At 63.5% G+C, this 26,595-nt stretch carries 22 protein-coding genes and 1 tRNA gene; 14 read left to right on the forward strand and 9 right to left on the reverse strand.

Annotation, left to right across the window (positions count from 1 at the left end):
* Positions 1-28 precede the first annotated feature (28 nt).
* A complete protein-coding gene (locus NKH73_RS23135; RefSeq protein WP_352936599.1) occupies positions 29-1,819 on the reverse strand; it encodes an NAD(P)-binding domain-containing protein in 1,791 nt (596 codons plus the stop codon).
* Positions 1,820-2,032: 213 nt separating this feature from the next.
* Positions 2,033-2,977, reverse strand: a complete 945-nt coding sequence (locus tag NKH73_RS23140; protein WP_352936601.1) for a MurR/RpiR family transcriptional regulator — start codon at positions 2,975-2,977, stop codon at positions 2,033-2,035.
* A 310-nt stretch (positions 2,978-3,287) separates the two neighbouring features.
* Between NKH73_RS23140 and NKH73_RS23145 the strand changes: the two genes are divergently transcribed.
* From NKH73_RS23145 to NKH73_RS23165, 5 genes are all read left to right on the forward strand, one after another.
* Positions 3,288-4,115, forward strand: coding sequence for an ABC transporter ATP-binding protein (locus tag NKH73_RS23145; RefSeq protein WP_352936603.1), 828 nt, complete (start codon positions 3,288-3,290; stop codon positions 4,113-4,115).
* A complete protein-coding gene (locus tag NKH73_RS23150) occupies positions 4,112-4,972 on the forward strand; it encodes an ABC transporter permease (protein ID WP_352936605.1) in 861 nt (286 codons plus the stop codon). The genes NKH73_RS23145 and NKH73_RS23150 overlap by 4 nt, the downstream gene beginning before the upstream one ends.
* 70 nt (positions 4,973-5,042) lie before the next feature.
* Positions 5,043-6,206 carry an ABC transporter substrate-binding protein gene (locus NKH73_RS23155; protein ID WP_352936607.1) on the forward strand — a complete coding sequence of 388 codons (1,164 nt, stop codon included), beginning with the start codon at positions 5,043-5,045 and terminating at the stop codon, positions 6,204-6,206.
* Between the two features lie 291 nt (positions 6,207-6,497).
* Complete coding sequence (locus NKH73_RS23160; protein ID WP_352936609.1) at positions 6,498-7,589, forward strand: Gfo/Idh/MocA family protein; 1,092 nt, start codon at positions 6,498-6,500, stop codon at positions 7,587-7,589.
* Positions 7,590-7,779: 190 nt separating this feature from the next.
* Positions 7,780-9,216, forward strand: coding sequence for an amidase (locus NKH73_RS23165; RefSeq protein WP_352936611.1), 1,437 nt, complete (start codon positions 7,780-7,782; stop codon positions 9,214-9,216).
* A gap of 309 nt (positions 9,217-9,525) precedes the next feature.
* On the opposite strand, the gene NKH73_RS23170 is transcribed toward NKH73_RS23165, so the two are convergent.
* Positions 9,526-9,888: a hypothetical protein gene (locus NKH73_RS23170; protein WP_352936613.1), complete on the reverse strand. Its 363-nt coding sequence runs from the start codon at positions 9,886-9,888 to the stop codon at positions 9,526-9,528.
* A 315-nt stretch (positions 9,889-10,203) separates the two neighbouring features.
* Between NKH73_RS23170 and NKH73_RS23175 the strand changes: the two genes are divergently transcribed.
* Positions 10,204-11,127, forward strand: a complete 924-nt coding sequence (locus NKH73_RS23175; protein ID WP_352936615.1) for a lipid kinase — start codon at positions 10,204-10,206, stop codon at positions 11,125-11,127.
* Between the two features lie 529 nt (positions 11,128-11,656).
* Here the strand turns inward: NKH73_RS23175 and NKH73_RS23180 are convergent.
* Positions 11,657-11,731, reverse strand: a tRNA-Gly gene (locus NKH73_RS23180).
* A 232-nt stretch (positions 11,732-11,963) separates the two neighbouring features.
* On the opposite strand from NKH73_RS23180, the gene NKH73_RS23185 reads away from it, so the two are divergent.
* The 4 genes from NKH73_RS23185 (at position 11,964) to NKH73_RS23200 (ending at position 14,706) form a co-directional block, all read left to right on the forward strand.
* On the forward strand, positions 11,964-12,461 hold the full coding sequence (locus NKH73_RS23185; protein ID WP_352936617.1) for a prolyl-tRNA synthetase associated domain-containing protein: 498 nt from the start codon (positions 11,964-11,966) through the stop codon (positions 12,459-12,461).
* Positions 12,462-12,555: 94 nt separating this feature from the next.
* Positions 12,556-13,554 (forward strand): thioredoxin, encoded by a 999-nt coding sequence (gene trxA, locus NKH73_RS23190; RefSeq protein WP_352936618.1) that lies wholly within the window; start codon positions 12,556-12,558, stop codon positions 13,552-13,554.
* Positions 13,555-13,717: 163 nt separating this feature from the next.
* Positions 13,718-14,389 carry an LON peptidase substrate-binding domain-containing protein gene (locus tag NKH73_RS23195; RefSeq protein ID WP_352936620.1) on the forward strand — a complete coding sequence of 224 codons (672 nt, stop codon included), beginning with the start codon at positions 13,718-13,720 and terminating at the stop codon, positions 14,387-14,389.
* Positions 14,390-14,469: 80 nt separating this feature from the next.
* Complete coding sequence (locus NKH73_RS23200; protein WP_352936622.1) at positions 14,470-14,706, forward strand: Trm112 family protein; 237 nt, start codon at positions 14,470-14,472, stop codon at positions 14,704-14,706.
* 66 nt (positions 14,707-14,772) lie between these two features.
* Here NKH73_RS23200 and NKH73_RS23205 read toward each other — a convergent pair whose 3' ends face one another.
* From NKH73_RS23205 to NKH73_RS23215, 3 genes are read right to left on the reverse strand one after another with little or no spacing between them, the layout of a single operon-like run.
* Entirely contained in the window at positions 14,773-18,060 is a 3,288-nt protein-coding gene (locus NKH73_RS23205) for an error-prone DNA polymerase (RefSeq protein WP_352936624.1), read from the reverse strand.
* Positions 18,057-19,532, reverse strand: a complete 1,476-nt coding sequence (locus tag NKH73_RS23210) for a DUF6504 family protein (RefSeq protein ID WP_352936626.1) — start codon at positions 19,530-19,532, stop codon at positions 18,057-18,059. Before NKH73_RS23210 ends, NKH73_RS23205 begins: the two co-directional genes overlap by 4 nt.
* Entirely contained in the window at positions 19,474-20,517 is a 1,044-nt protein-coding gene (locus NKH73_RS23215; protein ID WP_352936628.1) for an ImuA family protein, read from the reverse strand. Before NKH73_RS23215 ends, NKH73_RS23210 begins: the two co-directional genes overlap by 59 nt.
* Before the next feature lie 174 nt (positions 20,518-20,691).
* Here NKH73_RS23215 and NKH73_RS23220 point away from each other — a divergent pair, with 174 nt between their 5' ends.
* On the forward strand, positions 20,692-21,114 hold the full coding sequence (locus tag NKH73_RS23220) for a metallopeptidase family protein (RefSeq protein WP_352936630.1): 423 nt from the start codon (positions 20,692-20,694) through the stop codon (positions 21,112-21,114).
* A gap of 190 nt (positions 21,115-21,304) precedes the next feature.
* On the opposite strand, the gene NKH73_RS23225 is transcribed toward NKH73_RS23220, so the two are convergent.
* The gene (locus NKH73_RS23225) at positions 21,305-21,511 is read right to left on the reverse strand and encodes a DUF1737 domain-containing protein (RefSeq protein ID WP_292164902.1); all 207 of its coding nucleotides are present in this window, start codon (positions 21,509-21,511) and stop codon (positions 21,305-21,307) included.
* Between the two features lie 26 nt (positions 21,512-21,537).
* A complete protein-coding gene (locus tag NKH73_RS23230; RefSeq protein WP_352936632.1) occupies positions 21,538-22,434 on the reverse strand; it encodes an HpcH/HpaI aldolase/citrate lyase family protein in 897 nt (298 codons plus the stop codon).
* A 298-nt stretch (positions 22,435-22,732) separates the two neighbouring features.
* On the opposite strand from NKH73_RS23230, the gene NKH73_RS23235 reads away from it, so the two are divergent.
* Genes NKH73_RS23235 through NKH73_RS23245 form a run of 3 tightly spaced genes read left to right on the forward strand, consistent with a single transcriptional unit; the run spans position 22,733 to position 26,559 of the window.
* Positions 22,733-24,286: a DUF4153 domain-containing protein gene (locus NKH73_RS23235; protein ID WP_352936634.1), complete on the forward strand. Its 1,554-nt coding sequence runs from the start codon at positions 22,733-22,735 to the stop codon at positions 24,284-24,286.
* Between the two features lie 3 nt (positions 24,287-24,289).
* Positions 24,290-24,985 carry a response regulator gene (locus NKH73_RS23240; RefSeq protein WP_352936636.1) on the forward strand — a complete coding sequence of 232 codons (696 nt, stop codon included), beginning with the start codon at positions 24,290-24,292 and terminating at the stop codon, positions 24,983-24,985.
* Positions 24,982-26,559 (forward strand): ATP-binding protein, encoded by a 1,578-nt coding sequence (locus tag NKH73_RS23245; protein WP_502893932.1) that lies wholly within the window; start codon positions 24,982-24,984, stop codon positions 26,557-26,559. The genes NKH73_RS23240 and NKH73_RS23245 overlap by 4 nt, the downstream gene beginning before the upstream one ends.
* Positions 26,560-26,595: the final 36 nt, after the last annotated feature.

Raw genomic sequence — 26,595 nt, forward strand, 5'->3', positions numbered from 1 at the left:
GCTTCGCCCTAGGATGACGAAGGATAGGTTAGCAGCCGAAGTTGCTAGGCGCTCCATAAACCGGCGTCGCAACCCCTTCCATCCTCGCCTTGATCTGCAGCGCCACGAACTTCGAGTAAAAACGCGACAGCGCCAGATTGCCGCCGTGGAACCATAGCGCTTCCTGCGCGGTCGGCTTCCACATGTTGCGCAATTCGCCTTGCCATGGCCCCGGGTCGCCTTTCACGCCCGAGCCTATCCCCCAGCACGGGCCGACCTTGTCGGCGACCTCACGCGAGACGATCGCCGCCACAGTTTCGTTCATCGACTGATAGCCGGTGCAGGAGATGATCGCATCGGCCGCCAGTTCGGTGCCGTCGTCGAAGAGGATCCCGGTCGGCGTCAGCGACTTGATCCCGACGCCGCTGCGGACGCCGATCTCGCCGTTGATGATTAGATCCGAAGCGCCGACGTCGATGTAATAGCCCGAGCCGGTGCGGTAGGCCTTCATCAGCAGTCCGGTCTCGTCGTCGCCAAAATCGATGGCGAAGCCGGCGCCGCGCAGACGATCATAGAAAGCAGCGTCGCGCGCCTTGATGATGTCGTAGAGCGCGCGCTGGCTTTGCGGCAGCAGCGCGAATGGGGTCGAGGCGACGATCATGTCGGCCTTCTCGGTGGTGATGCCGCGGGCCAGCGCATCTTCCGAAAAAATCTCGAAGCCGACCTCCATCAGCGTGTCGGACTTGACCACCGTGGTCGGCGAGCGCTGGATCATCGTCACCTCGGCGCCGCTCTCCCAGAGGTCGACGCTGACGTCATGGCCCGAACTCGCCGCGCCGATGACCGCGACGCGTCTGCCGCGGAATTTCTCGCCGCTGGAATATTGGCTGGAATGCAGGATCTCGCCCTCGAAAACATCGGCGCCCGGCAGGTCGATCCGTCTCGGCGGGCCATAGGCGCCGGTCGCAAAGACGATGTGCTTCGGCTTCAGCGTGATGTGCTCGCCGGCGCGATCGACTTCGACCGTCCAGATTTCTTCGGCCTCGTCATAGCTGGCGCTGACGCATCTCGCGGAGGTCCAGTAATTGAGCTCCATGACGCGCGTGTACATTTCCAGCCAGTCGCCCATCTTGTCCTTGGGCGTGAACACCGGCCAGTTCTCGGGAAACGGGATGTAGGGCAGATGGTCATACCAGACCGGGTCGTGCAGCACGAGCGAGCGATAGCGGTTGCGCCAGGAATCACCGGCTTGAGCGTTCTTCTCGATGACGATCGCCGGCACGCCGAGTTGCCTGAGCCTCGCGCCCAGCATGATGCCGCCCTGGCCGCCGCCGATGACCAGGCAGTAGGGCTGCTGGCCGGCGCCGAGGTCACGCGTCTCGCGCGCTCTCGCCTCTGCCCAGGTCTCGCGGTCGGGATCGGCCTTGTGGCGGACACCAAGCGGCCGCGCCGGACCCTTGCGCTCCTCAAAGCCCTTGAGGTCGGTCATCGCCGTGAACAGCGTCCGGCACCGGCCGTCCTGCAGGCGCATGATGCCCTGGCCCCATGCCGATGATGTCTCGAAGGTGAACCAGGCTTCGACGATGCCTTCATCCGAGCTTGCTTCGCCACTGAGCTGCCACCCCGTCGGCTTTGTCCTCGCCCGCGTGGCATCCAGCATATCGCGGATGGCTGCCCGCCCTTCCATGGTCTTGATGTTCCAGGTGAAGGTCAGCAGGTCGCGCCAGTAGCAGTCCTCGACAAACAGGCTGGTCGCGGCCTCGGCGTCGCCCGCTTCGAGCGCCCGGGCGAGGGAGGAAAGCCAGGTCGCCGCCTGTTTCGATGGTGCCATGTCGAGCATCTGTGGTCCTTCTACCTTTTCAAGTCGGCGCCGCCCCCTCACCCAGCCTCCGCTTCGCTCGGCTGACCTCTCCCGAGGGGAGAGGAGCCTGTCGACGCCGACGCCAACCTCTTCTCCCCGACGGGAGAAGGTGGCCGCGACGCGGCCGGATGAGGGGGAGCCCCATATGCGATAGCGCAACGCCAGGTAACGACGGCGGCTGCGCACTAAAACTCAATCGCCCAGCGGCTCCATTTCCTTGCCCGTCCTGTGGATCTGGGCGTTGTATTTGATGCGGCGGACCGTTTCGCGGGCCGCGCCGTCGAGCTTGTAGGCGGCCGCCACCGCCATCAGGTCGATCGCGGCCAGGAAGGCGAAGCGCGAAGCCGTCGGCTTCAGCGTGTCGGGATATTCAGGCACCGCGACCGTCAGCCTGACGTCGCAGGCGCGGGCAAGATCGGTGTCGGGCGCGGTCACGCCGATTGCATTGGCGCGGTAGTGCTTGGCTAGCTCGACGGCCTCGATCACTTCGCGCGTGCGTCCGGTCGCCGAGATGGCGATCACCAGATCGCTTGGCTTCAAGGTCGAGGCGGTCATGCGCATCAGATAGGGGTCGCACTGGGCGCTGACGGTGATGCCGTAGCGGAACAGCCGGTACTGGGTTTCCTGCGCCAGCGCCGAGGAGCTGCCGCCGAGGCCGAACACTGTGACCTGGCGCGCCTTGGCGATGAGCTCGGCCGCCTTCACCAGCTGCGCCGGATCGAGCTGCCGCTCAGCTTCCTGTAGCGCCCGGCGCGCCTCGCCGAACACGGCATTCCAGAACGGCATGCCATTGTCGCTGCTGGTGGGTGGCGGCTTGCTCAGATAGAGCGCGCCGACGACGAGGCTCTGCGCCAGCTTCAGCTTGAAATCGCGCACGCCCTCGCAGCCGATGGCGCGGCAGAACCGGGTCACCGTCGGTTCGCTCACCCCGGCGCGCTGGGCGAGCACGGCATTGGAAGCGTCGACCGCGAACTTGACGTCGTCGAGCACGACATCGGCGACGCGCCGCTCCGCCGGGCGCAGTTCAGCGTAAGAGTCCTTGACCAGCGAGATGATGTCGGGGATGCGCCTGACATGGTCATGCCCCTCGGCATCGTCGTCGGAGGTCCGCCGTGCCTGGCCGTCAGCTTCGGTCATGAACTGAGCCTTCCTCTGCTGTTGGTTGAGCTGGACCTCTACCATGTCTGCGCATCGCTTGCCTGTTCCGCCTCATGCGATCCGCAACCTCTGTTGGAATGGCATTCCTGCGGCCGGCTGTCGAAGTATGTAGGAAAGCAACACGCTTTTCAAGAAATAGAAAAGCTAATTCAAACAACAATGTAGATGCCGCTACAGCGACCTTGTCGACGGTAGCTGCGGTCGCCGCTTGACAGTAAAGTAGGATAGTTACAGACTGATTTTGCGGACAGATGACCCACTGGATCATCGCGCGATCTCCGAGGGGCGCATGAATACGGGCAGTGCAAAAACCCCGAAGCTTGGCGTGCAGGGCGCGACCAAGATCTATCATACGGCTTCCGGCGACCTTTTGGCGCTGGACCGCTGCAGCCTCGACGTTCACGCCAATGAGATCGTCTCGATCGTCGGCCCCTCCGGCTGCGGCAAGACCACGCTTTTGTGGTCGATGTCCGGGCTGCATCGCCTGTCCAGCGGGACGATCCGGCTCGACGGCAAGGAGATCACCGGGCCGCACCCGGATATCGGCATCGTCTTCCAGGAGGCAAATCTTTTGCCCTGGCGCAATCTCGACGCCAACATCCATTTTCCTTTCGAGATCAAAGGCGAGAAACCGGATCGCGCCTGGATCGCCCACCTCGTCAATCGCGTCGGGCTAGACGGCTTCGGCGGCAAGTTTCCGCGCGAGCTTTCGGGCGGCATGCAGCAGCGCGCGGCGATCGTGCGGGCACTGGCGCTGAAGCCCTCGGTCCTGCTCATGGATGAGCCGTTCGGCGCGCTCGACAGTTTTACCCGCGAGGAGATGAACCGTCTCGTCGAGGAGATCTGGCTCGATACGAAGACCACCATCGTCTTCATCACCCACAGCATCGAGGAAGCGATCTTCCTCTCCGACAGGGTGGTGGTGCTGAGCGCGCGGCCGGGCCGTGTCGCCAAGGAATATAGCGTGCCATTCCCGCGCCCGCGCTCGCTGGAGATCATGGCGACGAAGGAAGTCTTCGACCTCACCAACACGATCAAGATGGACATTGTCGGCGAGCGCATACGGCCAAAGGCGCGGGAGCGTGGCACCGCCGAAATTGTGAGGATCAGGCCATGAGCGGAGGCGACGCCATACCGGAATTCTCCAAGACCAAGTCGGGCGCCAAGGCTGGTGAAGGGCACGAGGTCAGCCTGACCAATCTTTCGGCCTTCGCCAGCGGCCCCGGCATCAGGTCGGGCGCCGAGCTCGCTGCCATCATCGCCGTTGCGGTGATCATCATCGGCGGCATCGAGCTGGCGCTGCGGCTGTTCAATGTGCCGCACTACATCATGCCGGCGCCAAGCGCGATCGCCTACGCCCTGTTCGACGAATTCCCGCTGATTGCGCCGCATCTCGGCTACACGTTGGTCGAGCTTGTTTCCGGCTTTTCGATCGGCGCCATTATCGGCCTGGTGATGGCCGCGGTGATCACCCAATTTCCTTTCGCCGAAAAGATCGTGGCGCCCTACATCCTGCTCCTGGTCACCACGCCGATGCTGGCGCTGGTGCCGCTTCTGATCCTGCGCTTCGGCTTCGGTTACACGCCGCGCATCATCGCGGTGGCGTTGGCCGCCGGTCCGATGGTGATGATCAATGCGGCGACCGGCTTTCGCCGCGTCGACAGCGCCAAGATCGCGCTGGCGCGTTCCTATGGCGCCAGCACCTTGCAGATATTCTGGAAAATCCGGGCGCCGATGGCGCTGCCGATGATCCTGGTCGGGCTGATGATCGGCGCGATCTTCGGACTTTTGACCGCGGTCGGTGCCGAGATGGTCGGCGGCGGCTTCGGCCTCGGCAACCGGCTGACCACCTATTCGTCGATGATCCAGATGCCGCAATTCTTCGCGGTGGTTCTGATCCTCTCGATCCTCGGCATCCTGATCTACGTGCTGTTCTTCCTGATCGGCAAGAAGTGGGCGAGCTGGGAGGCATAGGCGCAAAAGGTGACAGTGGCGCCCGGGAGGCGGGCGTCAGGGCAAAGCAATCAACAAAAAGGGGAATGCCATGACCAAAAGTTCAATCAGCCATAGTGCGGGGATCAGCCGCCGGTATTTTCTGCAAGTCACCGGCGCCGGCCTGGTGACGGCCACCGCGCTCGGTGCTTCAGGCCTCAGAGCCAAGGCCGAAGCCTATGGAAAATTCACCTGGATCTCGCCGCGCGGCACGCTCGAAGTGCTGGACGACTATCCCTATTGGGCCGCCAAGAAGGCCGGCTATTTCGGCGATCTCGACACCGACATGCAGCCGGGACCATCGGACGGCACCGCGACAGTGAAGTTCGTCGATGTCGGCCAGGCCGACATGGGCTTCCCTTCGCCCGGCGTCGTCTCCTTCGCCATCCAGAACGGCATGAAGCTCAAATCCGTGTTCCACATGGGCGCGCGCGACACGTTCAGCTTCGCCTTCCGCAAGGGCGAGGGATCGAACGACCTGAAGCAGCTAGAAGGAAAGACCATTCTGCTCGGCTCCGCCGCTTGGCAGTCGATCACCGACCCGCTGCTGGCGGCGCAAGGCGTCGACATCAAGAAGGTGAAATATGTCGAGGCGGGCTGGCCGACCTGGGGCACCGCACTTGCCGGAGGTCAGGGCGACGCCGCCCTGTCGTGGGAAGGCCTGCGCGCCGAATGGATCGCCAAGAACCTGGACTTCGAATACTGGCTCGGCGTGCAGAATTCGAAGCTGCCGGCCAACACTTTCGTCGTGCGCGCAGCAGATCTCGAGGATCCCGACCGCAAGGCGTTCCTGGAAAAGTACCTGCGCGGCTGGGCGATGGGCCTCGAATTCGGCTACCAGAATCCGCGCGCCGCCGTCGAAGCGGTGTTCGAGCAGTTCCCGACGCTGGCCAAGAATCTCGGGCCCGAGCTCGGCACCACTTCGATCCTGCAGCAGATCAACGTCTTCCGCGGCGACATGGACAAGCGCGAAGGCTGGGGCTCGCACGACATGGCGAGCTGGCAGGGCTTCTTCGACGAGATCCACAAGATCGGCCAGATCACCAGCCCGGTGAAGGCCGAGGACGTCTGCACCAACGAGCTGATCGGCCCCGCCAATGATTTCGACAAGGCCAAGGTCAAAGCCGATGCCGACGGCTACAAGCTGTCCGAGGGCTTTGCCGCGCTCGACGTCGATAACATCAAGGCGCATCTGTTCGATTCGGCGGTCAAGTAAGTCTGCTCGGCAATTGTCGATGTCGGCGCCGCCCCTCATTGCCCTGCCGGGCATTTCTCCCCGTATAGTGACGGGGAGAAAGACGCCATCATCAATGGTTTCGCCAATCACCAGCGTTGCAGGAAGGGCGCTGAGGTTGCGGCGGTCTCCCTTCTCCCCGTCACTATACGGGGAGAAGGTGCCGGCAGGCGGATGAGGGGCAGCGCCAACCTGAAGTGATTGCCCTGGATAAACATACGGGCGGCGACGGGAGTGCCACCCGCGATTCAATCAAGAAAAAGGGAGGTGGCTTTGGCCGACAAGGTGAAAGTGCTGGTGGTTGGGCTGGGCAATATGGGCGCGTCGCATGCCAGCGCCTATCATCGGCTCGACGGGTTCGAGATCGTCGGCATCATGAGCCGCACGATCAAGAGCAACACAAAGATCCCGGCGGAATTAGCCGGCTATCCGCTCTACGAGGATTTCGACCAGGCGCTGAAGGAGACCAGGCCGGATGCCGTTTCCATCAACAGCTGGCCCAACACCCATGCCGAATATGCGCTGAAGGCGATTGCCGCGGGCTGCCATGTGTTCATGGAAAAGCCGCTCGCCACCAATATCGAGGATGCCGAAAAGGTTGTTGCCGCGGCTCGTGCCAGGAACCGCAAGCTGGTGCTCGGCTACATCCTGCGTGTCCACCCCTCGTGGATCAAGTTCATCGAGGTCGGCAAGACGCTCGGCAAGCCGCTGGTCATGCGGCTCAACCTCAACCAGCAGAGCAGCGGCAGCGCCTGGCATTGGCACAAGAACCTGATCGATTCGCTGATCCCGATCGTCGATTGCGGCGTCCACTATGTCGACGTGATGTGCCAGTTGACCGGCGCCAAGCCGGTCCGCGTGCACGGCATCGGCGCCAAATTGTGGGCGGAGGCCGACAAGCAGAACTACGGCCATCTGCACGTCACTTTCGATGACGGTTCGGTCGGCTGGTACGAGGCGGGCTGGGGCCCGATGATGAGCGAGACGGCCTATTTCGTGAAGGACGTGGTCGGCCCGAAGGGCGCGGTCTCGATCGTCGCCGGCCAGACGGCAAGCAGTGCGGCTGAGGCGGCCGAGGTGTCGAACTCCGCCGACATCGATCGCCACACCAAGACCGATGCGCTGAAGATCCACTATGCACAGGTGGACGGCGACAAGAATTTCAGCAAGCCGGACGAGATTGTCAGCATGGAGGATGAACCCGGTCACCAGGAGCTTTGTGACCGCGAGCAGGCATTCTTCCTGCGCGCCATCCGCGAGGATCTCGATCTGACCGAGCAGATGGATGCCGCGGTCAACAGCCTGCGCATCGTGCTTGCCGCCGAGCAGAGCATCGCGGAAGGGCGGACCGTCGAGTTGGCCTGAGGTGATCATGGTCTTTCGCCTGTGAGGGTTGCCCCCTCATCCGGCCGCTACGCGGCCACCTTCTCCCCGCAGGGGAGAAGAGGCTGGCGTCAACGCTGGCGATCTCCTCTCCCCTCGGGGAGGGGTCAGCCGAGCGAAGCGGAGGCTGGGTGAGGGGGCGGCGACGGTCGCCGCACGAAGGGAGAGAGACATGGCCGAAATCACCGACAGTTTCCTGGAAACCTACGCCGAGTCCGACGCGCTGGACCTAGCCGGGCTGGTTAAGCGTGGGGAAGTCTCGCCGGCCGAGCTTGTCGAGGCGGCCATCACGACGATCGAGCGGCTCAACCCGGCGCTGAACGCGGTGATTCACCGGCTCTACGACATGGCGCGGGCTTCGGCTGAGACGGTCGATAGAAGCGCGCCCTTTGCCGGCGTACCATTTCTGCTGAAGGAACTGGCCTCGTCCTGGACCGGAGCGCCCAACACCAACTCCTGTTCTTTCCTCAGAGATGTCGTCGCCGATTTCGATACCGAGGTCGTGCGCCGCATGAAGGCGGCCGGCCTGGTGCTTGTCGGCAAATCCAATGCACCCGAGAATGGCTGGTCGATCAGCACGGAACCCAAGCTTTACGGCGCGACGAAAAACCCCTGGAAGGACGGCGTCACGCCGGGCGGTTCGAGCGGCGGCGCGGCGGCGGCGATCGCCGCGCGCATGGTGCCGATCGCCGAGGCCAGCGATGGCGCCGGCTCGATCCGCATTCCGGCCTCCTGTTGCGGCATTGTCGGCCTGAAACCGTCGCGCGGACGCGTCAGCCTCGCACCCTTCGGCGACTATTGGTATGGCGGCGCCTATTTCCTGTGCTGCTCCAGGACGGTGCGCGACACCGCCGCCTATCTCGATGCCGTGGCCGGAGCGCTGCCGGGCGATCCGTATACGCCGCCGGTTCCGGACGGCAGCTGGCTCAGCCTCTCGTCGCGTGCGCCGGAAAGGCTGCGCATCGGCTTTACCGTCACGCCGCCCAACGGCACGGCTGTAGACCCCGAGGTCAAGGCCACGGTGCTGGCGACGGTGGCTGCGCTCGAGCGCCTCGGCCATGATGTCGAGGAGTACGACATGCCGCTCGACGCCGATGCGGTGTGGAAAACCTACACCAACATGACCTGCGTGCAGACGGCGGCAACCTTCGGCTATCATGAAACGGTCATCGGCCGGCCGGTGACGCTGGCCGAGGTCGAGCCGGTAACCTGGGCGATCATCGAGCGCGGCCGCGCGACGAGCGGCATCCGCCACATCTCCGATGTCGAGACGATCCGTCAGATCGGCCGCGACATCGTCGGCGATCTCTCGCCTTATGATCTCTTCATCACCCCGACCTTGACGCAACTGCCGAGGCCTTTGGGCTACTACGACATGTCGGAACCGGACATTGATCGCTACAATGCGAAGTGGACGGACGCCGTATTCGCTTTCCCCTTCAACATTTCGGGACAGCCGGCGATCTCACTGCCGCTCGGCTGGTCCGCCGGCGGCGTGCCGATCGGCGTGCAGCTGGTCGGCCGCTATGGCGATGAAGCGAGCGTGCTCGCCGTCTCCGCGCAGCTCGAGCGGGAGATGCCGTGGAAGCACCGGCGGCCTGAGGTGTAGTGTGGGTTGCCCCGGCCCAGGGCACCGGAGTAGGCGCCGTGGGTGAGCTGCCAACGTGCTGCGCGCCGCCATGGACTCCGGCTTCGGCTCGCTTAGCGCCTTTTCTCGCACAGAAACGCACCACCGGCCGAAGCCGGTGGTGCTCTCTGGACAGTCTGTAGGGGCAGGACCGTCCAGGGATCCGAGGGGATCGGGATCAATGTCGGCTCTTCCTTGACCCAGGGCATCGGCCGAACAGATGAAGGAGCCCCCCGGCGGGCAAGAATTTTCGATGGTGCGGTGCGCCGGCTCAGCGCCCAAGTTGCGATTTTATTCGGCTGCTTCTGGAATTTCGCCTGAGGAGTCGTCAGAAGACTCTGCCGGGTCATCCCCGGCCTTTCTTGCCAGGAACTTGTCCAAGGCTGCCTGCAACGACAGGGTGGCCTGCTGTGAGGCGGGCGTCGTCGAAACGACAGCCATCGCATGAGCAATTCCCCTCGTGGATTTATCCTTGGCCGCGGCAGACGTGGCGGCTCCGTGTCCTTGCGAGCCTGCTCCAGCCGAGTTTCCGCCGTTGCCGTTGCTTCCGCCATTACCCTTGCCGCCGCCATTGCCGCCGGGTCCGGCTAGGGCTGGAGAAGCGACAAGGGCGAGGACGGCGGCCGTTGCGAACAGAATGGTTCGAGTTTTCATGGTTTTCTCCTTCGAGCCGCCCTCCCGCCAGGATGGTTCCAAGTATGTGAGGACTCTCTAATCTGAAGGTCCACTACTTAGCCAGTTTCGTTTAAATACAACCGCCCGCAAGGGACCTTGGTCCGAGATTGAAACGCAAAAGTCCTAAAGCGTTATCGAGGAGAGCCTATGCCTCGCGGCGCACAGTACTTGGACATCGGACACCGTTTTGCCGCGGGGGAAACCTCGCCGGAGGTCAAGAAGCGACGATTGGGGTCGAAATTTGCCGCCAGCCACCTTATGTGCGTGGCCATGAACTGTCCGGCCAGGCTCTGAATGAGCAAAAAAACCAACAGGCGCGCATTGCTGCTCCTCAATCCCAAGGCGCGGCGCGGCCAGGAGTCGATGGCGCCTATTGTGGAGCGGCTGGAGATCGGCGGGCTTGCCGTCACAGTCGAGACGTTCGAGGCATTGCCCGAGCTTGCGCGCGACATTGTGCGCTTGCGCCATCTGGCCGATCTTGTGATCGTCTGTGGTGGCGACGGTTCGGTGTCGTCGGCGGCGATGGCGGTCGTCGAAAGCGGCCTGCCAATGGGCATTATTCCGATGGGAACGGCGAACGACCTTGCGCGAACGCTTCACATTCCGACAAATCTGCTGCAGGCCGCAGACGTGATCGTGCAAGGCAGAACTCGACGGATCGATGTCGGCACCGTCAATGGGCATGCCTTTTTCAACGTCGCGAGCATTGGACTGAGCACCGAGCTGGCGCTGGGGCTCGATCCCGTTCTGAAGAAGCGCTTCGGCAGGCTTGGCTATGCGTTGGCGGCGATGAAGGTGTTGACCAGGGCCGAGCGGTTCCACGCAAAGATTACCGAAAAAGGTGCGACTATCGAAGCCGAGACCTACCAGATTGCGGTTGGAAACGGAGTGCATTACGGCGGCGGCAACGTGGTAGAAGAGACGGCCGAGATCGATGACGGACATCTCGACCTCTATAGTTTGGAGATGACGAATCTCTGGAAGCTGGCGCTGATGCTCCGCTCGTTCCGCTCCGGAACGCATGGTGTCTGGCGGGAGGTGCGCACGGCCAGGTGCATCGAGTTCGACGTCGAGACGAAAGTGCCAATGCCGGTCAACACGGATGGCGAGATCGTCACCTCGACACCGGCCCATTTCAAAGTTCTGCCGAAGGCGATCTCGGTGCTCGCTCCACCTCTCTCACGCGGGAGAGAAGCTAGCGCAGTCGAACCTAAATAACCGCCCAGCATGTAGTAACAGCCCGGCATGTCGTAACAGCCCGGCACGTCGGCCGATGAGATGAAGAATGCCCGCGCCTCCGGGAGAGGTCGCGGGCAAAGGTCTGTCGGGATCAGAGAGGCTGATCCAGATTAATGTGGCTATCTTCCATGACCGGTGCATCGGCCAAATGGATGAAAGCCCGCGCCCGAGGAGGGAAAGGACGCGGGCTGATCGGAGGGAGCATCCGATCTCGCAGCATTTGTCTACTGGAATAACGCTGCTGGGGCCGAACCATCGTCGATGGCCTGTGTTCCACACGCATCACAAAAAAACAGCCGAACCCTTAGAACGCTATGCAAGGGCGCTGCTTCCGATAGGCGGTTTGCGTTGTCGAGGCTCCGGCTGCGATCTATTCGGCGCCCTGGCCTCGATCGCCCGGATTTTCGATCCCTTGCCGGCAGGTCCAAAGTGCTGGTGCGCCCCAAAAACGAAAAAGACCGGAAGGGGATCCGGCCTACTTCGCAATTGCTTGATTCCCTTGGGAAACTGGAGCGGGTGAAGCGATTCGAACGCTCGACCCCAACCTTGGCAAGGTTGTGCTCTACCCCTGAGCTACACCCGCTCGCGCGGCTTTTGGGCCGCAAGCCGCGCCTATATGGCTGAAGGGCGCGGCGATTGCAACAGGGAAATCGCAGGTTTTTTGGTCCGCACCCGGCGACGTAAACAAGCCTTCCGTAGCGAAGATAGGAACGGAATCGGCGGCCTCACCGCGCGACGGTCTTGTCTCGACCGCGTCATTGGCCGTAAACGGCGTGATCCAAACCGCGACAACAACAAGTCCGACAAGAAACAACATGCCGAAAACCGAAGCCGAGCTCTTTGCCTTTCTCGCCGATCTTGGGATCGAGGTCTCGACCCTGCGTCATCCGCCGCTGTTCACGGTCGCCGATTCGCAGGCGTTGCGCGGAGAAATCGCCGGCGGGCACACCAAGAACCTGTTCCTCAAGGACAAGAAAGACAATTTCTTCCTGGTCAGCGTCGGCGAGGAGGCGGTGGTCGACCTCAAGCAGATCCACCATGTGATCGGCGCTGCCGGGCGCGTGTCTTTCGGCAAGCCGGAGATGCTGATGGAGCTTCTCGGCGTTGTTCCGGGCGCGGTCACCGTGTTCGGCGTGATCAACGACACGGCGCGAAGAGTGAAGGTGGTTCTCGACCAGGAGTTGATGGGCCATGCCATCATCAACGCCCATCCGCTGACCAACGAGGCAACGACATCGATCGCTGCCGCCGACCTTGTCAAATTCGTCGAGGCAACCGGGCATGATGCTGTTATCTTGAAAGTCACGGCATGATCGCCACATGGATGGCGATAAACCGACTTCTGAGCGAGGATATGGACGTTGTGCCGGGCCGGTGGGCCGGCGGCGCGACCGAAAGGGTGACGAGATGAGCGACAGCAATCAATTTGGCGGCCCGTTTGGCAGCAATGGCGGGCAATATGCCACCACTGTGCAGTATGGCGGCACTGAGGCCGCCCCCGCGAAAGTAGCGCCTGGCGAGCCGCCTGTCGCCGTCGATGTCATCAAGGACACGACGACCGCCACTTTTGCCGCCGACGTCATCCAGGAATCGCGCCGTCAGCCGGTGCTGGTCGATTTCTGGGCTCCCTGGTGCGGGCCCTGCAAGCAACTGACGCCGCTGCTGGAAAAGGCAATCACGGCCGCCCGCGGTAAGGTCAAGCTGGTCAAGATGAATATCGACGACCATCCTTCGATCGCCGGACAGCTCGGCATCCAGTCGATCCCGGCGGTCATCGCCTTTAAGGATGGACAGCCGGTCGACGGCTTCATGGGCGCCATCCCCGAGAGCCAGATCGCCGCGTTCATCGAGAAGGTCGGCGGCAAGACCAATGGTGCGCCGCAGGTGGCCGAGGCGCTTGCCGCGGCCGCGGAGGCGCGCGACGCCGGCGACATGCAGACCGCGGCGGACATCTACGACGCGGTCCTGGAACAGGCGCCGGAGACGATCGAAGCCATTGCCGGGCTTGGCGATCTGCTGTTCGAGGCCGGCGATGCCGAGGGCGCCGAAGCCGTGCTGGCGCGGGCGCCGGAAGCAAAGAAGGATGCGCCGCCGCTGGCCGCGGTGCGCGCCAAGATGGCGCTTGCCGCACAGGCGTCGGCGCTCGGCAATCCGGCCGAATTCGAGCGTCGGCTGGCTGAGAACCCCGGGGACCATCAGGCACGTTTCGATCTTGCCATGATCCAGAACGCCAATGGCGAGCGCATGGCGGCGGCCGACAATCTGCTGGCAATCGTCAAGGCCGACCGCTCGTGGAACGACGATGGCGCCAAGACGCAGTTGCTGCAATTCTTCGAGGCATGGGGGATGACCGACGAAGCAACGCTGGCGGCGCGGCGCAAATTGTCGTCGCTGCTGTTCTCCTGAGCGCGGCATAGCTGTTTTTGCCTGGTGGCCTTGCGGTCGGCGGCGGCTGCGCCAGATTAGGGGCCAGACCGGATCCGTTTTTTGCTTCCTGACGATTTACACGCCAGGTTGCGATGGGCGGACGGATTGATGCGCTTCTGGACGAAGCGAGCGGAGGACTGAAGTGCAGGCGGGAAACGCGCATTACCGGCTCGATACGGATTTGCCGTCGACGGTGCCGATCTTCCCGCTTGAAGGGGCGTTGCTGCTGCCGGGAGGCCGCATGCCGCTCAACATCTTCGAGCCGCGCTATCTGGAGATGGTGGATGAGGCGATCGCCGGATCGCGGCTGATCGGCATCATACAGCCCAGCCTCGACGGCGCGCGGCGCGCCGATGGCGAGCCTGAACTCTGCAACGTCGGCTGCGCCGGACGTATCATTGCGCTTTCCGAGAGTGGCGACGGCCGTTACCTGATTTCGCTGCAAGGCGTGTGCCGGTTCCGCATCGTGCAGGAGCTCGCGGTCAAGACGCCCTTCCGCCAGTGTCGGTTTGCGCCCTTTCTCACCGATCTCGATGAAGGTCAGGCAGAGGCAGAGATCGACCGACCGGCGTTGCTCAAGGCATTTCGCGCCTATCTGCAGGCCAACGATCTTGAAGCCGACTGGGAAAGCGTCAGCCGCGCCGAAAATGCCATGCTGGTCAATGCGCTGTCGATGATGGCTCCCTACGGGCCGGCCGAGAAACAGGCGTTACTCGAAGCGGCGGACTTGAAGACACGCGCCGAAACGCTGATCGCCATCACCGAAATGGCGCTGGCGCGCGAAAACGAGGATTTCGGGTCGAGCCTGCAATAGGAGGCTCTTCCTTCTCCCCTTGTGGGAGAAGGGAGAGCCGCGCGAAACCTGAAGTGATTGCCCAGATAAGGACGAACCGAATGGTGGATGGGCGTGACGGAAAGAATGCCAATGTCGACCCCAGGCTGCTGGAATTGCTGGCCTGCCCGCTGACCAAGGGCCCGCTCACCTGGGATCCGGAGCGCGGCGAGCTCATCTCAAGGGTCGCACGGCTTGCCTATCCGGTGCGTGACGGCATCCCGATCATGCTGCCTTCGGAGGCGCGCGCGATCCCCTTGGAGGACGGATTGCCGCCGCGCCTGGGCGGACCGTCCTGAACTGTAGTGATCCTTCGCTGTCCCGCTGACATTTCGCAAGATTGTGCAGCGTCGCACCGGTATGCTTTATTGAAAATTGCGCCCCTTGGGCATGACCCTTTCTGCCTTCCCCGATAGCGTCGCGCTATCCTGCCGGTCGCTTTGCACGACAGGTACATCGGGCTTCTCCTCCAAAAGCACGGACAGCCAGGGCGTCAGATCCTCGACCTTTTCGGCGACGATATGGATGACGTCCGATTCCGACTGCAGTTTGCCGGTGATACGAACGAACCGCGCTCCCATGACAATGGGCCGGTAGCGATTGAAGGTCCTTTCCCAGAAGATGACGTTGGCGACGGCCTGCTCGTCTTCCAGCGTCAGGAAAATCGCTTTGCCAGTGCCTGGGCGCTGCCGCACGAGCACCAGGCCGGCGACGGAGACCCGCCTGCCATCCGGCACGGAGGGGAGGCGCGCATTGGGCGTGACGCCGGAACGATCCAGCCGCTGGCGCAGAAAGGCAAGCGGATGCGCTTTCAGCGACAGGCCGAGCGAACGGTAGTCGTGGACGACGTGCTCGCCGAGCGGCATTGTCGGGAGCCTGGTTTGGGGCTCGAGATCGCGCAAACGGATCGCCGGCCGGTCGAACAGCGGCAGGGTTTCGGCGGCACTCCTGCCGTCGAGGGCGCGGACCGCCCACAGGGCGTCGCGGCGGTCGAGACCAAGCGAACGGAAAGCGTCGGCTTGCGCCAGTTTTTCGACCTCATCGACATAAAGGCCTGAGCGCAGCCAGACATCGCGAACGGATGCGTAGCCGTCGCCGCGTCTGGCGACAAACACCTCCATGCGCTCCTTCGACAGACCTTTGACCTGGCGGAAACCCAGCCGGACGGCATGATTGGTCCGGATGACGCCGCGCATCTGGGCATGGCGTTCAAGGATGCGGGCCGGATCGAAGGGCGCTTCCTCCAGCGCGCAATCCCAATCGGAAAAATTGACGTCGACGTCGCGGATTTCGACGCCATGGTCGCTTGCGTCGCGGACAAGCTGAGCCGGCTGGTAAAACCCCATCGGCTGGGAGTTCAGGATCGCAGCGCAGAACACGTCGGGATAGAAGGTCTTGAACCAGCAGGAGGCATAGACCAGCAGGGCGAAGGAGGCGGCATGGCTTTCGGGAAAGCCATATTCGCCAAATCCCTCGATCTGCTTGAAGCAGCGTTCGGCGAAGTCTTTCTCGTACCCTCTCTTCATCATGCCATCGACCATCCGCTTGCGGTAATTGCCGATCGTGCCGGTGCGCTTGAAAGTGGCCATGGCGCGACGCAGTTCATCGGCTTCGCCCGGCCTGAAGCCGCCGGCGACAATGGCGATCTTCATCGCCTGTTCCTGGAACAGCGGCACGCCCAGCGTCCTGCCGAGTATCTCTTCCAGTTCCGGCTTGGGATATTCGGCTTTTTCTTTTTTCTGCCGACGGCGCAGATAGGGGTGGACCATGTCGCCCTGGATCGGGCCGGGCCGCACGATCGCCACCTCGATGACGAGATCGTAGAAGGTGCGCGGCCGGAGGCGTGGCAGCATCGACATCTGCGCGCGCGATTCGATCTGGAAGACGCCGATCGTGTCGGCGCGGCAGATCATATCGTAGACATGTTTATTCTCCGGCGGCAGGGTGGCCAGCACATAAGGCTGGCCATAGTCATCCCGCGCCTCCGGATAATAATCCCTAAGCAGGGTGAAGGCGCGCTGCAGGCAGGTCAGCATGCCGAGCGCCAACACATCCACTTTAAGGATTTTCACCGCGTCGAGATCGTCCTTGTCCCACTCGACCATCTTGCGCTCGTCCATCGCCGTTTTGATGATGGGCACGATCTCGTCGAGCCGGTCCCTGGTGATGACGAAGCCGCCGACATGCTGCGAAAGATGACGGGGAAAGCCCATGATCTCGTTGGCGCATTCGATCACATGCCTTGTCGATGGATCGGTCTGGTCGAGGCCGCCGGCCCTGGTCTCCTTTTCGCCGAGCTCCGAGGTCGACCAGCCCCAGATCGAACTGGACAACGCACTCCTGACATCGTCCGAGAGGCCCATCGCCTTGGCCACTTCGCGCATCGCCGAGCGGCCCCGGTAGCTGACGACGGCCGCGGCAAGCGCGGTGCGCTTGGCGCTATATTTGGTATAGATGTACTGGATGACTTCTTCGCGCTTCTCATGTTCGAAATCGACATCGATATCGGGCGGCTCGTTTCTTTCCTCGGAAATGAAACGCTCGAAAAGCGAGTCGATCCTTTCGGGTCCCACTTCGGTGATGCCGATGCAATAGCAGACCACCGAGTTGGCCGCGGAGCCGCGGCCCTGGCAGAGTATGTCCTGGCTGCGGGCGAATTTGACGATGTCATAGACGGTCAGAAAATAGCGCGCGTAGTTCAGACGCTCGATCAAAGCGAGCTCTTCTTGGATGCGCTTCGTCACATCGGCGGGAACGCCTGCGGGATAGCGTAGCGCTGCACCCTCTCGAGCCAGCCTTTCCAACTCGGCCTGTGGCCCGAGGCCCGATTCCGTCGGTTCGTCGGGATAGTTGTATTGGAGGTCACTGAGAGAGAAGCTCAATTCGCCGGCAAAGCGCAGCGTTTCCGCCAGCGCTTGCGGATGTCTGCGGAAAAGCCGCGCCATCTCCATTGGCGGCTTCAAATGGCGCTCGGCATTGGCCGCCAGATCCAGCCCCGCTTCGGCAACAGGCACGTTGAGGCGGATCGCCGTCAGCACGTCCTGCAACCGGCGCCGTTCGGACGTATGGTAAAGAACGTCGTTGGTCGCCATCAGCGGAATGCCCGATGCCTCAGCCATGGCAGCCGCCTGCTCGATACGGAAGCGGTCGTTGCCCTGATAATCCGGCGCAACGGCAAGCCGCAGGTTCTCCCCGAAGCGATCCCTGAGCCGGCTAATCAGTCCGAGATCATCTTCCGCCGGCGCCGACAGATCCGGCAGGACCGCCAGCGACATGAGATCGCCCCATTCGAAAAGGTCGTCGCGATAGAGAAGCGGCGCGCCCTTTTCGCTTTCGTCGCGCATATTGGCTTGCGTCAGCATGCGGCACAGATGGCCCCAGCCCTTGCGGTCCTGCGGATAGGCGAGAACATCAGGCGTGCCGTCGCAAAAAACCAGGCGGCAGCCGGGATGATAGGAAAGACCTTCCACCTTGGCCTGCTGCCAGGCGCGCACGACGCCGGCCACGGTGTTGCGGTCGGCAAGTCCGATCGACGAGAATCCCAAAAACTTTGCCGCGACCACCAGCTCCTCCGGTTTCGAGGCGCCGCGCAGGAACGAGAAATTCGACTGGATGCCGAATTCGGCATAGGGAACGGCCGTCAGCGCATTCATGCGAAGACCCCATGCATGAACCAGCGCGGCGGGACTTGAGAGGCGCCGTAGAGACCCTGGCGGTAGAGCCAGTAACGGCGGCCGTCGCTATCCTCGATGCGGAAATAATCCCGGGTCGGCGCGTCTTCTTGCCCCGACGCCTCCCGCCACCATTCCGGGGCGATGCGTTCCGGCCCTTCGGCGCGCGCAACCCGGTACAGCGCGCGCCGCCAGCGGAAGTTCATGGGCGGTCCCTCAGGCATTTCGGTGGCCGGGACCTCGATCGGTTCGGGCGAACGGAACAGCCGGATGGGGCGTTCCGGCCGGAAGACAGGCTTAGTGTCTTGTATCTTGTCCGGCTTCTTCGGCGGAGAGACCCTTTGCGGCGCTTCCGCGAAGGGAAGCGTGGCGACGGCGCGCTCGGGCAGATGACTCTCGACGGCAATCGGTTTCAAAACCGCGCTGTCGCCGAGCCGGGCGCGGATGCGGTCGGCGAAAAGGGCGATGTCGGCGCCGTCATCGCGCGTCTCGCCGGCGAGATCCGCCTGCTGCATGTCGAAGGCCGCGGCCGTCAGGACCGAGAGGCGCACGAGATCGAAGCCATAGCCGGCATCGATATCCTGTTCGAGCGCGGCTAGCCTTTCGTGGAACAATTTCTGGATCAGCAGCGGCTCGCGCAACGGCCGCGAGGTGCCGACGGCGATGCGGCTGACGGCGCCGTCGACGCGGAAGAGCAGCAGCGCCAGCCTCCTTGCGCCCTCGCCGCGGCGTTCGAGATCCACCTTCAAAGTCGTCGCCAGCATTTTCACCAGCCGCTCTATTTCGTCGGTTAGCATGATGGGCTCTGCGAGATGGCGTTCGACCGAAAGCGGGGCGACCGGCAGGCGCGGCGACACCGCTTCGTCGAGGCGGCCGAGCGCCTGGTCGAGGCGCAAAAGCAGCGAGACACCGAAGCGGCGGGCGAGCGGCGCGCGGGGGGCTGCCATGACGGCCCCCGCCGTGCGCAGGCCGACGCTTTCCAGGCTGGCGCGGATATCAGGCTCGATGCGCAGCGCCGCCAGTGGCAAGGGTGCGAGAAGCGCTTCCTCCTCGCCACCGGGGACGATGCGGTCACTGGCAAACCGCGCTGCCGCCCAGGCAGCACCTGGCGTGGCGGCAAGGCCGGCGCGGACATCAAACCCCTGATGGAAAAAGCGCGACAGGATGTCGTCGAGCATCGAGCGTTCGCCGCCGAAAAGATGAGTGCAGCCGGTGACGTCGAGGAACAGGCCATCGGCTGCGTCGAGCGCCACCAGCGGGGTGTAGCGGTCGCACCAGTCGGCAAGACTTTCGAGCAGGCGGCGGTCGGCCTCGGGATCGGCTTCCAGTACGTCGATCGACGGATGCATGGCGCGCGCGTCGGCTATGCCCATGCCGCGCTTCAGGTGAAGCGCCTCAGCCCGCTCGTCGAGGGCGGCGATGCGCTGCGCGTTCCCCTGGCGATGGCTGATCACCAGCGGCAGGTGATCCGACGGCCGGGAACGCCAGGACCGCCCCAGACGCTGCCGCAGGACCCTTTCCGCGGCGAGATGCGGGAACCACAGGGACAGAATTCGCTGCCCTTCTTTCCTCGCCCCGTCTTTCTTCGAAACTGTGTTCATCGGGGTTCCACTCCAGTGTGAATTGTCCTGGCAAGGCCGTGCGGCTCTTGCCGATGCTGACGGTGAAGGCGGGACGGCCGATCGAGCCGGCGAGCGGCCCGGCAATCGTCTGGCGAGATGCCGACGGCGCCGCCGACAGGACGAGGCGAACGGGTGCCGCCGTCGGCTCGGATTCGCCGGCCTGGCGCAGCAGGAACACCGGCCGGCCGGCATTCTGGGCCCGGGCGTGCAGCCGCCGCGTCGCGGTGAGATCCAGCCGCTGCGGGCTGCCGCGGATTTCGAGGATGACGGCGGCGAGCGCCGTCATCCGGGCGGCCTCCTCGGCGATCCACAGCGCATCGAGGAGTTTTGGCGCCTCGGAAAACAGCAATTGCTCCGGCTCGATGCCGAAAACGGCGTGAAGCCCCCTGGCATAGGGGAAGCCCGCCTCCCGGAAGATTTCCGCGGTGCCGATCCACAGGACCGGCAATTGCGGCCCCTGTTTGAGGATCAGGCTGACGAGCGACAGGGCGAAGCCGGCGACGGCCCCGGCATCGCGGGTCGCGGCGCCATGGATCTCGTTCAGCGCCGCCTTTGGCAGGCCGCCGCTGAGCGCAGCATCAAGCCCCTCGGCGCCGGTGCGCAGAAACGCATCGGGCGGCGCCACGGCGAAGCCGCGGCGGACGATTGTTAGACCCTGGGGTGTGACATCCGCTATTGGATTCTGGGGGAGGACGTCCGCATCAACGGGGGTTGCGCCGGCCGGCGCCTCCAGGCGCTCGGGCAGCGTTCCCTCGATCTTCGCGATCTGGCGGCGCAGGGCAAAAACAGTCTCCCGCGCCACGGCGCTTGTCGCCATGACGGTCAGCTTCCACTCACAATTGTTCCTGTTATGTTCCTATAGATTCCAGAGGGCACCCGAAGAGTCAAGCGGAGTCATGGGGAATTTATTCCTGCCCTTGCGTTGACGGCAACCCGGCCATTTGCCGAGTCCGGCTCGAAAGCCTATATGCCGGGATCAGAAGGACAAAGCATGGCCCGCATCTACAAGACCCGTGTCTGGCACGACCAGCTTTCGCCATCGATGGAGGAAATGGAGTTCCTGGCGTTGGAGGCTTATGCCCATCTGCCGGAGGATTTTCGCAAGCTGACCGGCGAGATCGTCATCCAGATCGCCGAATTCCCGACCGACGAGATCATGGACGATCTGTCGCTGGAAACGCCGTTCGACCTGCTCGGCCTGTTCGAGGGGCGCGGCATCGCCGAGCGCTGGAACCCTCAGACCGGCGAGGGGCCGAACCGCGTCACGCTCTACCGCCGCGCCATCCTGGACTACTGGGCCGAGAACGAAGAGACGCTGGGCGACATCGTCACCCATGTGCTGATCCACGAGATCGGCCATCATTTCGGCCTGTCGGACGATGATATGGAACGGATCGAAGAGGCGGCGGAGTAGGCTGTGCTGATATTCAGGTGATGCCGGCCTGCGAACGGCAGTTTCCTGCGCTTCCGGTGCTCACGTACTCAAAAGTACGCTCCGCTCCGGTTCTCGGAAACCACCCAGTCTGGTCGCTTCGCGCCCGTCTTCGACTCCGGCGCGGCCTGACCTGAATCTCAACACAGCCTGCGTCGGAGTTATGCAAACTCTACCAATCGCTGAGCTTGGTGTTGGGCCCGTATTCCTGGCCCTCGATATCCTTCACCACGGCCTGGCCGCAACGCATGCTCTTGGTCTGCTTGTCGTAGGCATAGGTTGGCGAGCCGAACAGGTGCCAGCCCTTGTTCAGCGCCGCCGTCACCTTGTGGCAGAAGCTGGAATCGTCCGGGCCGGACAAAAAGCGGTAGAGTTTCATTTTTCATTCCTGTCGTGAGTTGCCAATCATGCCCCGATGGCGGCCGCCTTCGCCAGCAGTTTTTCGGCCTGCGCCAGATGCAGCCGTTCGACCATTTTTCCATTCAGTGCAATGACGCCCTTGCCGGCATTCTCGGCAAGCGCGAACGCCTCTTTCACCGAACGCGCCTCGGCCAGCGCTTCGGCAGATGGCGCAAAGGCCCGGTTTGCGGCCTCGATCTGGGCCGGATGGATCAGCGACTTGCCGTCAAACCCCATGGCAGCCGCCTCCCCGCATTCGCTCGCAAAAGCGTCCAGGTCGCGAAAATCATTGAAGACACCGTCGAGCAGGTCGAGGCCGCCGGCTCGCGCCGCCAGCACCATCTGCATAAGCCAGGGTGTGAGATAGCGCCGGTCGGGCGTGGCGAGAATGCCGGTGTCTTTGATCAGATCGTTCGTTCCGGCCACGAAACAAGTTAGCCGCGAGGCCGGATCGCGGCCAAGCTCGGCAATCGGTCCGATGTTGAGCAGAGCCTTGGGCGTTTCGATCATCGCCCACAGTTTCACCGCGTCCGGTGCGAAATTGTCGTCGAGCACGTCGCCGGGTTCGAGGACATCGCGCGGCGTGTCGACCTTGGGCAGCAGGATGGCGTCGGGCTCGCAGCGTGCCGCAGCCAGCAAATCGTCGGCGCCCCATTCGCTGGAAAGCGCATTGATGCGCACGACCATCTCGCAGCGCCGGCCATAGTCGTTGGCAACTGGGCGATCGGCGAAGATGCCGGCGAGTTTTTCGCGCGCGGAGACCTTGTCGGCGGGAGCGACGGCATCTTCGAGATCGATGATGACGGCGTCGCAAGTCAGCGAGGCAAGCTTGGCCAGCGCCTTGTCGTTCGAGGCCGGGATGTAGAGCACCGAACGGCGCGGGCGGTAGGTTTCGGTCGTCATACCAAATCTATGCCGGCTGCGGCCGGTCGAGGCAAGCCGCTTTGACCTGCATAAAAACTGCACAAAAGTCCCGAAAATCTCCTCGCATCCGCCCCGCCGCCGGCGCTTCCGCCGACGACAAGGGCGGCATGCAAGAGCGAGAAAAACTCCGTTGGTCCCTGCCTTACCGCCTCCGCAGTGAGGGCTGGTGGCTCGTCGATCCACCCGGGACGCATCGTTCGGCGACCCTCTTCTCCTTCATCCCTAAATCTCTGCCCAGATATGCCGGCCGCATCAAAGCTGCCGAGAAAGTCCGATCATGACATCGTTGCTTACGGCCGCGCCAAGCTTTTGCGCGCGATTCGGCGTTGCCGTTCTGCTTGCTGCCCTGGCCGATTTCTTCTTTTACGGGCAACCCGTCGGCATCACGCTTTTCCTGTTCGGCATTACGCTTGCCGCCGCAGCCGCGGCCGTCCAGCCTTCGGGGCTCAGCGCCCGCGGCCTGTGGCTCGGGCTCGGTGCCTTGCTTGTCGGGCTGCTGCCGCTCATTGAAAATGTCAGTGCGCTGTCCGTTGCGATCGGGTTTGCGGCGATGACCATCTTCGCGCTTTCGCTGGTCGGCCGGCTGCGGCACGGGCTTGCCCGCATCGCCGGCCAGGTAGTGCTCTTCCTGCTCGCGGCACCATTCCGGTTCGCCCACGATTTCTTTCGCTGGCGCAAGGTGGCGCGGCGGCTTGGCCAACGGCGCATCCGCTTCGCGGCGATCGCCGTCTGGGTGATGCCGTTGACGCTGGGAGCGGTGTTTCTCGCGCTGTTCGGCGCCGCCAATCCGGTCATCGAATACTGGCTGTCGCTGATCGATCTCCTCGCCTTGCTCGACCTCATCCAGCTGCCGCGGCTGGCCTTCTGGCTGTTCATACTTGCCGGCGCCTGGGCCTTTTTGCGCCCGCGTCTGCCGCGCCTTTTTCACTCCATAACGCGTGTGGTGTCGTCTGTGCACGTCGGCCGGGTGACGACGACAAACCCAGCCAAAGCGATCGAGGACATCATCTTCGGCAAGGCCGCCATTCTTCGCGCGCTGGTCGTCTTCAACATCCTATTCGCCATCCAGACCGCGCTCGACGCCACCTATCTGTGGGGCGGCGTCGCCCTTCCCGACGGGCTGACCTACGCCGCCTATGCGCATCGCGGCGCCTATCCCTTGATCGTCACGGCGTTGCTCGCCGCCGGCTTCGTGCTGGCGGCGCTGCGGCCGCGCAGCACGACCTCCGGCGATCCGCTCATCCGCCGGCTGGTCTATGTCTGGGTGGCGCAGAACATCGTGCTGGTCATCTCGTCGATCCTGCGGCTCGACCTCTATATCGGCGTCTATGCGCTGACCTACTGGCGCATCGCCGCCTTCGTCTGGATGGGACTGGTGGCGGCGGGCCTTGCCCTGATCATCGCCCGCATCGCGCTCGAAAGATCCAATGAATGGCTGCTTTCCGCCAATCTTCTGACGCTTTCGGTGACACTCTATGCCTGCTGCTTCATCAACTTCGCCGCGCTGATCGCCAACTACAATGTCGAGCATTCCTTCGAAATGACCGGCCAGGGCACCGAACTCGATTTCTGGTACCTGCGCTCGCTCGGCGCCAGCGCCTGGCCGGCGCTCGACCGCTTCCTCGAGCATCAGGCCAGCACGAATGCGGCCAGCCTTCCCTCCTACCGCGGACTCGCCAGTTTGCTTGGGCAGGACGAGGCCTGCTATCGTGCGGCCCGAGAAAACTGGCGCGCCTGGAGCTTTCGCGACTGGCGGCTCCTTCGTACTCTCGACACAAATATCCCGTTCGTGGTTCCTCAGGGCTCCGAACCCCTCGTGCCGGGCCGCTGATTCATGCCGCATCATATCCTGGTAGCCGACGATGATCCGCACATCCGCGAAATCATCTGCTTTGCACTGGAAAAGGCGGGGATGAAGACGGTTGCCGTAGCCGACGGCGCCGCCGCATTGCAGGCGATCGAACGCCGACCGCCCGATCTTGTCGTGCTCGACATCGGCATGCCGGAGATGGACGGGTTGGAGGTCTGCCGGCGGCTCAGGCACACATCCGACGTGCCGGTGCTGTTCCTGTCCGCGCGCGATGAAGAGATCGACCGCATCCTTGGGCTCGAAATGGGTGGCGACGACTACGTCATCAAGCCGTTCAGCCCGCGCGAACTGGTCGCCCGCGTCAATGTCATCTTGCGGCGCGCTCGCCCGACAAAGGCTGAACAGGCCGACGACAGGCAATTCTCGCATGGCAGACTGGCCTTGGTGCCGGCCAGCCATGCGGCCAGTTTCGACGGCCAGCCGCTGATGCTGACGTCGATCGAGTTCGCGATCCTGAAGGGGTTTCTGGCGCGTCCGGCGCATGTGCTCGGCCGCGACATGGTGATGGCCAATGCCTATGCCGCCAACATCCATGTTGCCGAGCGCACCGTCGACAGCCATATCCGCAACATCCGCGCCAAGCTGGCGGCGGCCGGTTGCACGGATGCGATCGAGACCGTCCATGGCGTCGGCTTCCGGCTCGGCCGGTGCGGCACGTGAGCACCCAAAAATGGATTGGCAGCAAATGGCGGCCGCGCCTCGCTACAGTCGTTGTTGCCATCCTGATCATGGTGATGGCGCTGCCGCTGGTCGGCTTGTTCTTCTTTCGGCTCTACGAAAACCAGCTGATCCGCCAGACCGAGGCCGAGTTGATCGCGCAAGGCGCGGCCCTTGCCGCCATCTATGCACAAGAGATCCGGGATGCCCGCATCCCGGCCGAGAAGCTCGGCGCGGCGGTGCCTGCCGCCAGTGCCAGCGATTCGAACTCCCCCTATCGGCCGATCGAACCGCACCTCGATCTTGCTTCCGATACCGTTCTGCCGACCCGGCCTGCGGCGACAGCCGCCGCCATCGATCCTGCCTTCGCGGCGGTCGGGGCGCGGCTATCGGGGATTCTTGCCGAGACGCAGAAAACCACGCTTGCCGGCTTCCGGTTGCTCGACGCAAAAGGCGTCGTCATCGCCGGGCGCGAAGAGGTCGGCCTGTCGCTCGGCGCGGTCGCGGAAGTTCGCGAAGCGTTGGCCGGCCACTATGCCAGCGCGCTCAGGCTGAGGATCTCCGACGAGCCGCCGCCATCACTCTATTCGGTGAGCCGCGGCACGAGAGTCCGCGTCTTCGTCGCCCTGCCGGTCGCGGTCGACGGCAAGGTCGCCGGCGTGGTCTACCTGTCGCGAACGCCGAACAATATCGTCAAGCATCTCTATGGCGAGCGCGGCAAGGTGGTGCTGGCGACGATCGCCATCCTCGGCGGCACGCTGCTCATCGGTCTTGTCTTCCTGCGCACCGTCAGCCGGCCGATCTATGCGCTGATGGAACGAACGAAACGCATCGCGGCCGGCGACCGCGAAGCCATCGGGCCGCTCGACCATCACGGCACGCGCGAGATGGCAGCCCTTTCCGCCGCCTTCCTCGACATGGCAGAAAAGCTGCATGAGCGCTCGGACAGCATTCAGACCTTTGCCACGCATGTCTCGCACGAACTCAAATCGCCGCTGACGGCAATCCAGGGTGCGGCGGAACTGCTGCGCGATTCGGGTAGCGCAATGGACGAGGCCGAGCGGCGTCGCTTTTCTAACAACATCGTCACCGACGCCGGGCGGCTCAATTTGCTGGTGCGCCGCCTGCTCGACCTGGCGCGCGCCGAAAATCTGGCGCCCAGCAGCGAAAGCACATCAATTGACGCCGCACTGGCGCTGCTGCCGGCCAAAGACAGGTTGGCGGTGCGCGTCGAGGCCGGCGGCGATATCGGTCTGCGCATCTCGGCCGAGAACGCGGCAATCGTGCTGGCCAATCTCACCGACAATTCGGCGCGGCATGGCGCAACGCTGGTTTCGATCACGGCGGCGAGCGCGCACGGCAAGGCAACGATCCAGGTGAGCGACGACGGCGCCGGCATTTCGCCTAGCAACCAGGCCCGCATCTTCGAGCCGTTCTTTACCACGCGCCGTGATTCAGGCGGCACCGGCATGGGCCTCGGCATCGTGCTGGCCCTCCTGAAAGCGCATGATGGCACGATCCGGCTGGTTGACTCCGAGCGCGGCACGCGCTTCGAGATCATCCTGTCGATTGTATAAATTGGAGCCTCATTCCGAAGACCGGCTTTCGGGATC

The organism is Mesorhizobium sp. M0938, from assembly GCF_040319125.1.
In the GTDB taxonomy this organism is placed as follows: domain Bacteria; phylum Pseudomonadota; class Alphaproteobacteria; order Rhizobiales; family Rhizobiaceae; genus Mesorhizobium; species Mesorhizobium robiniae.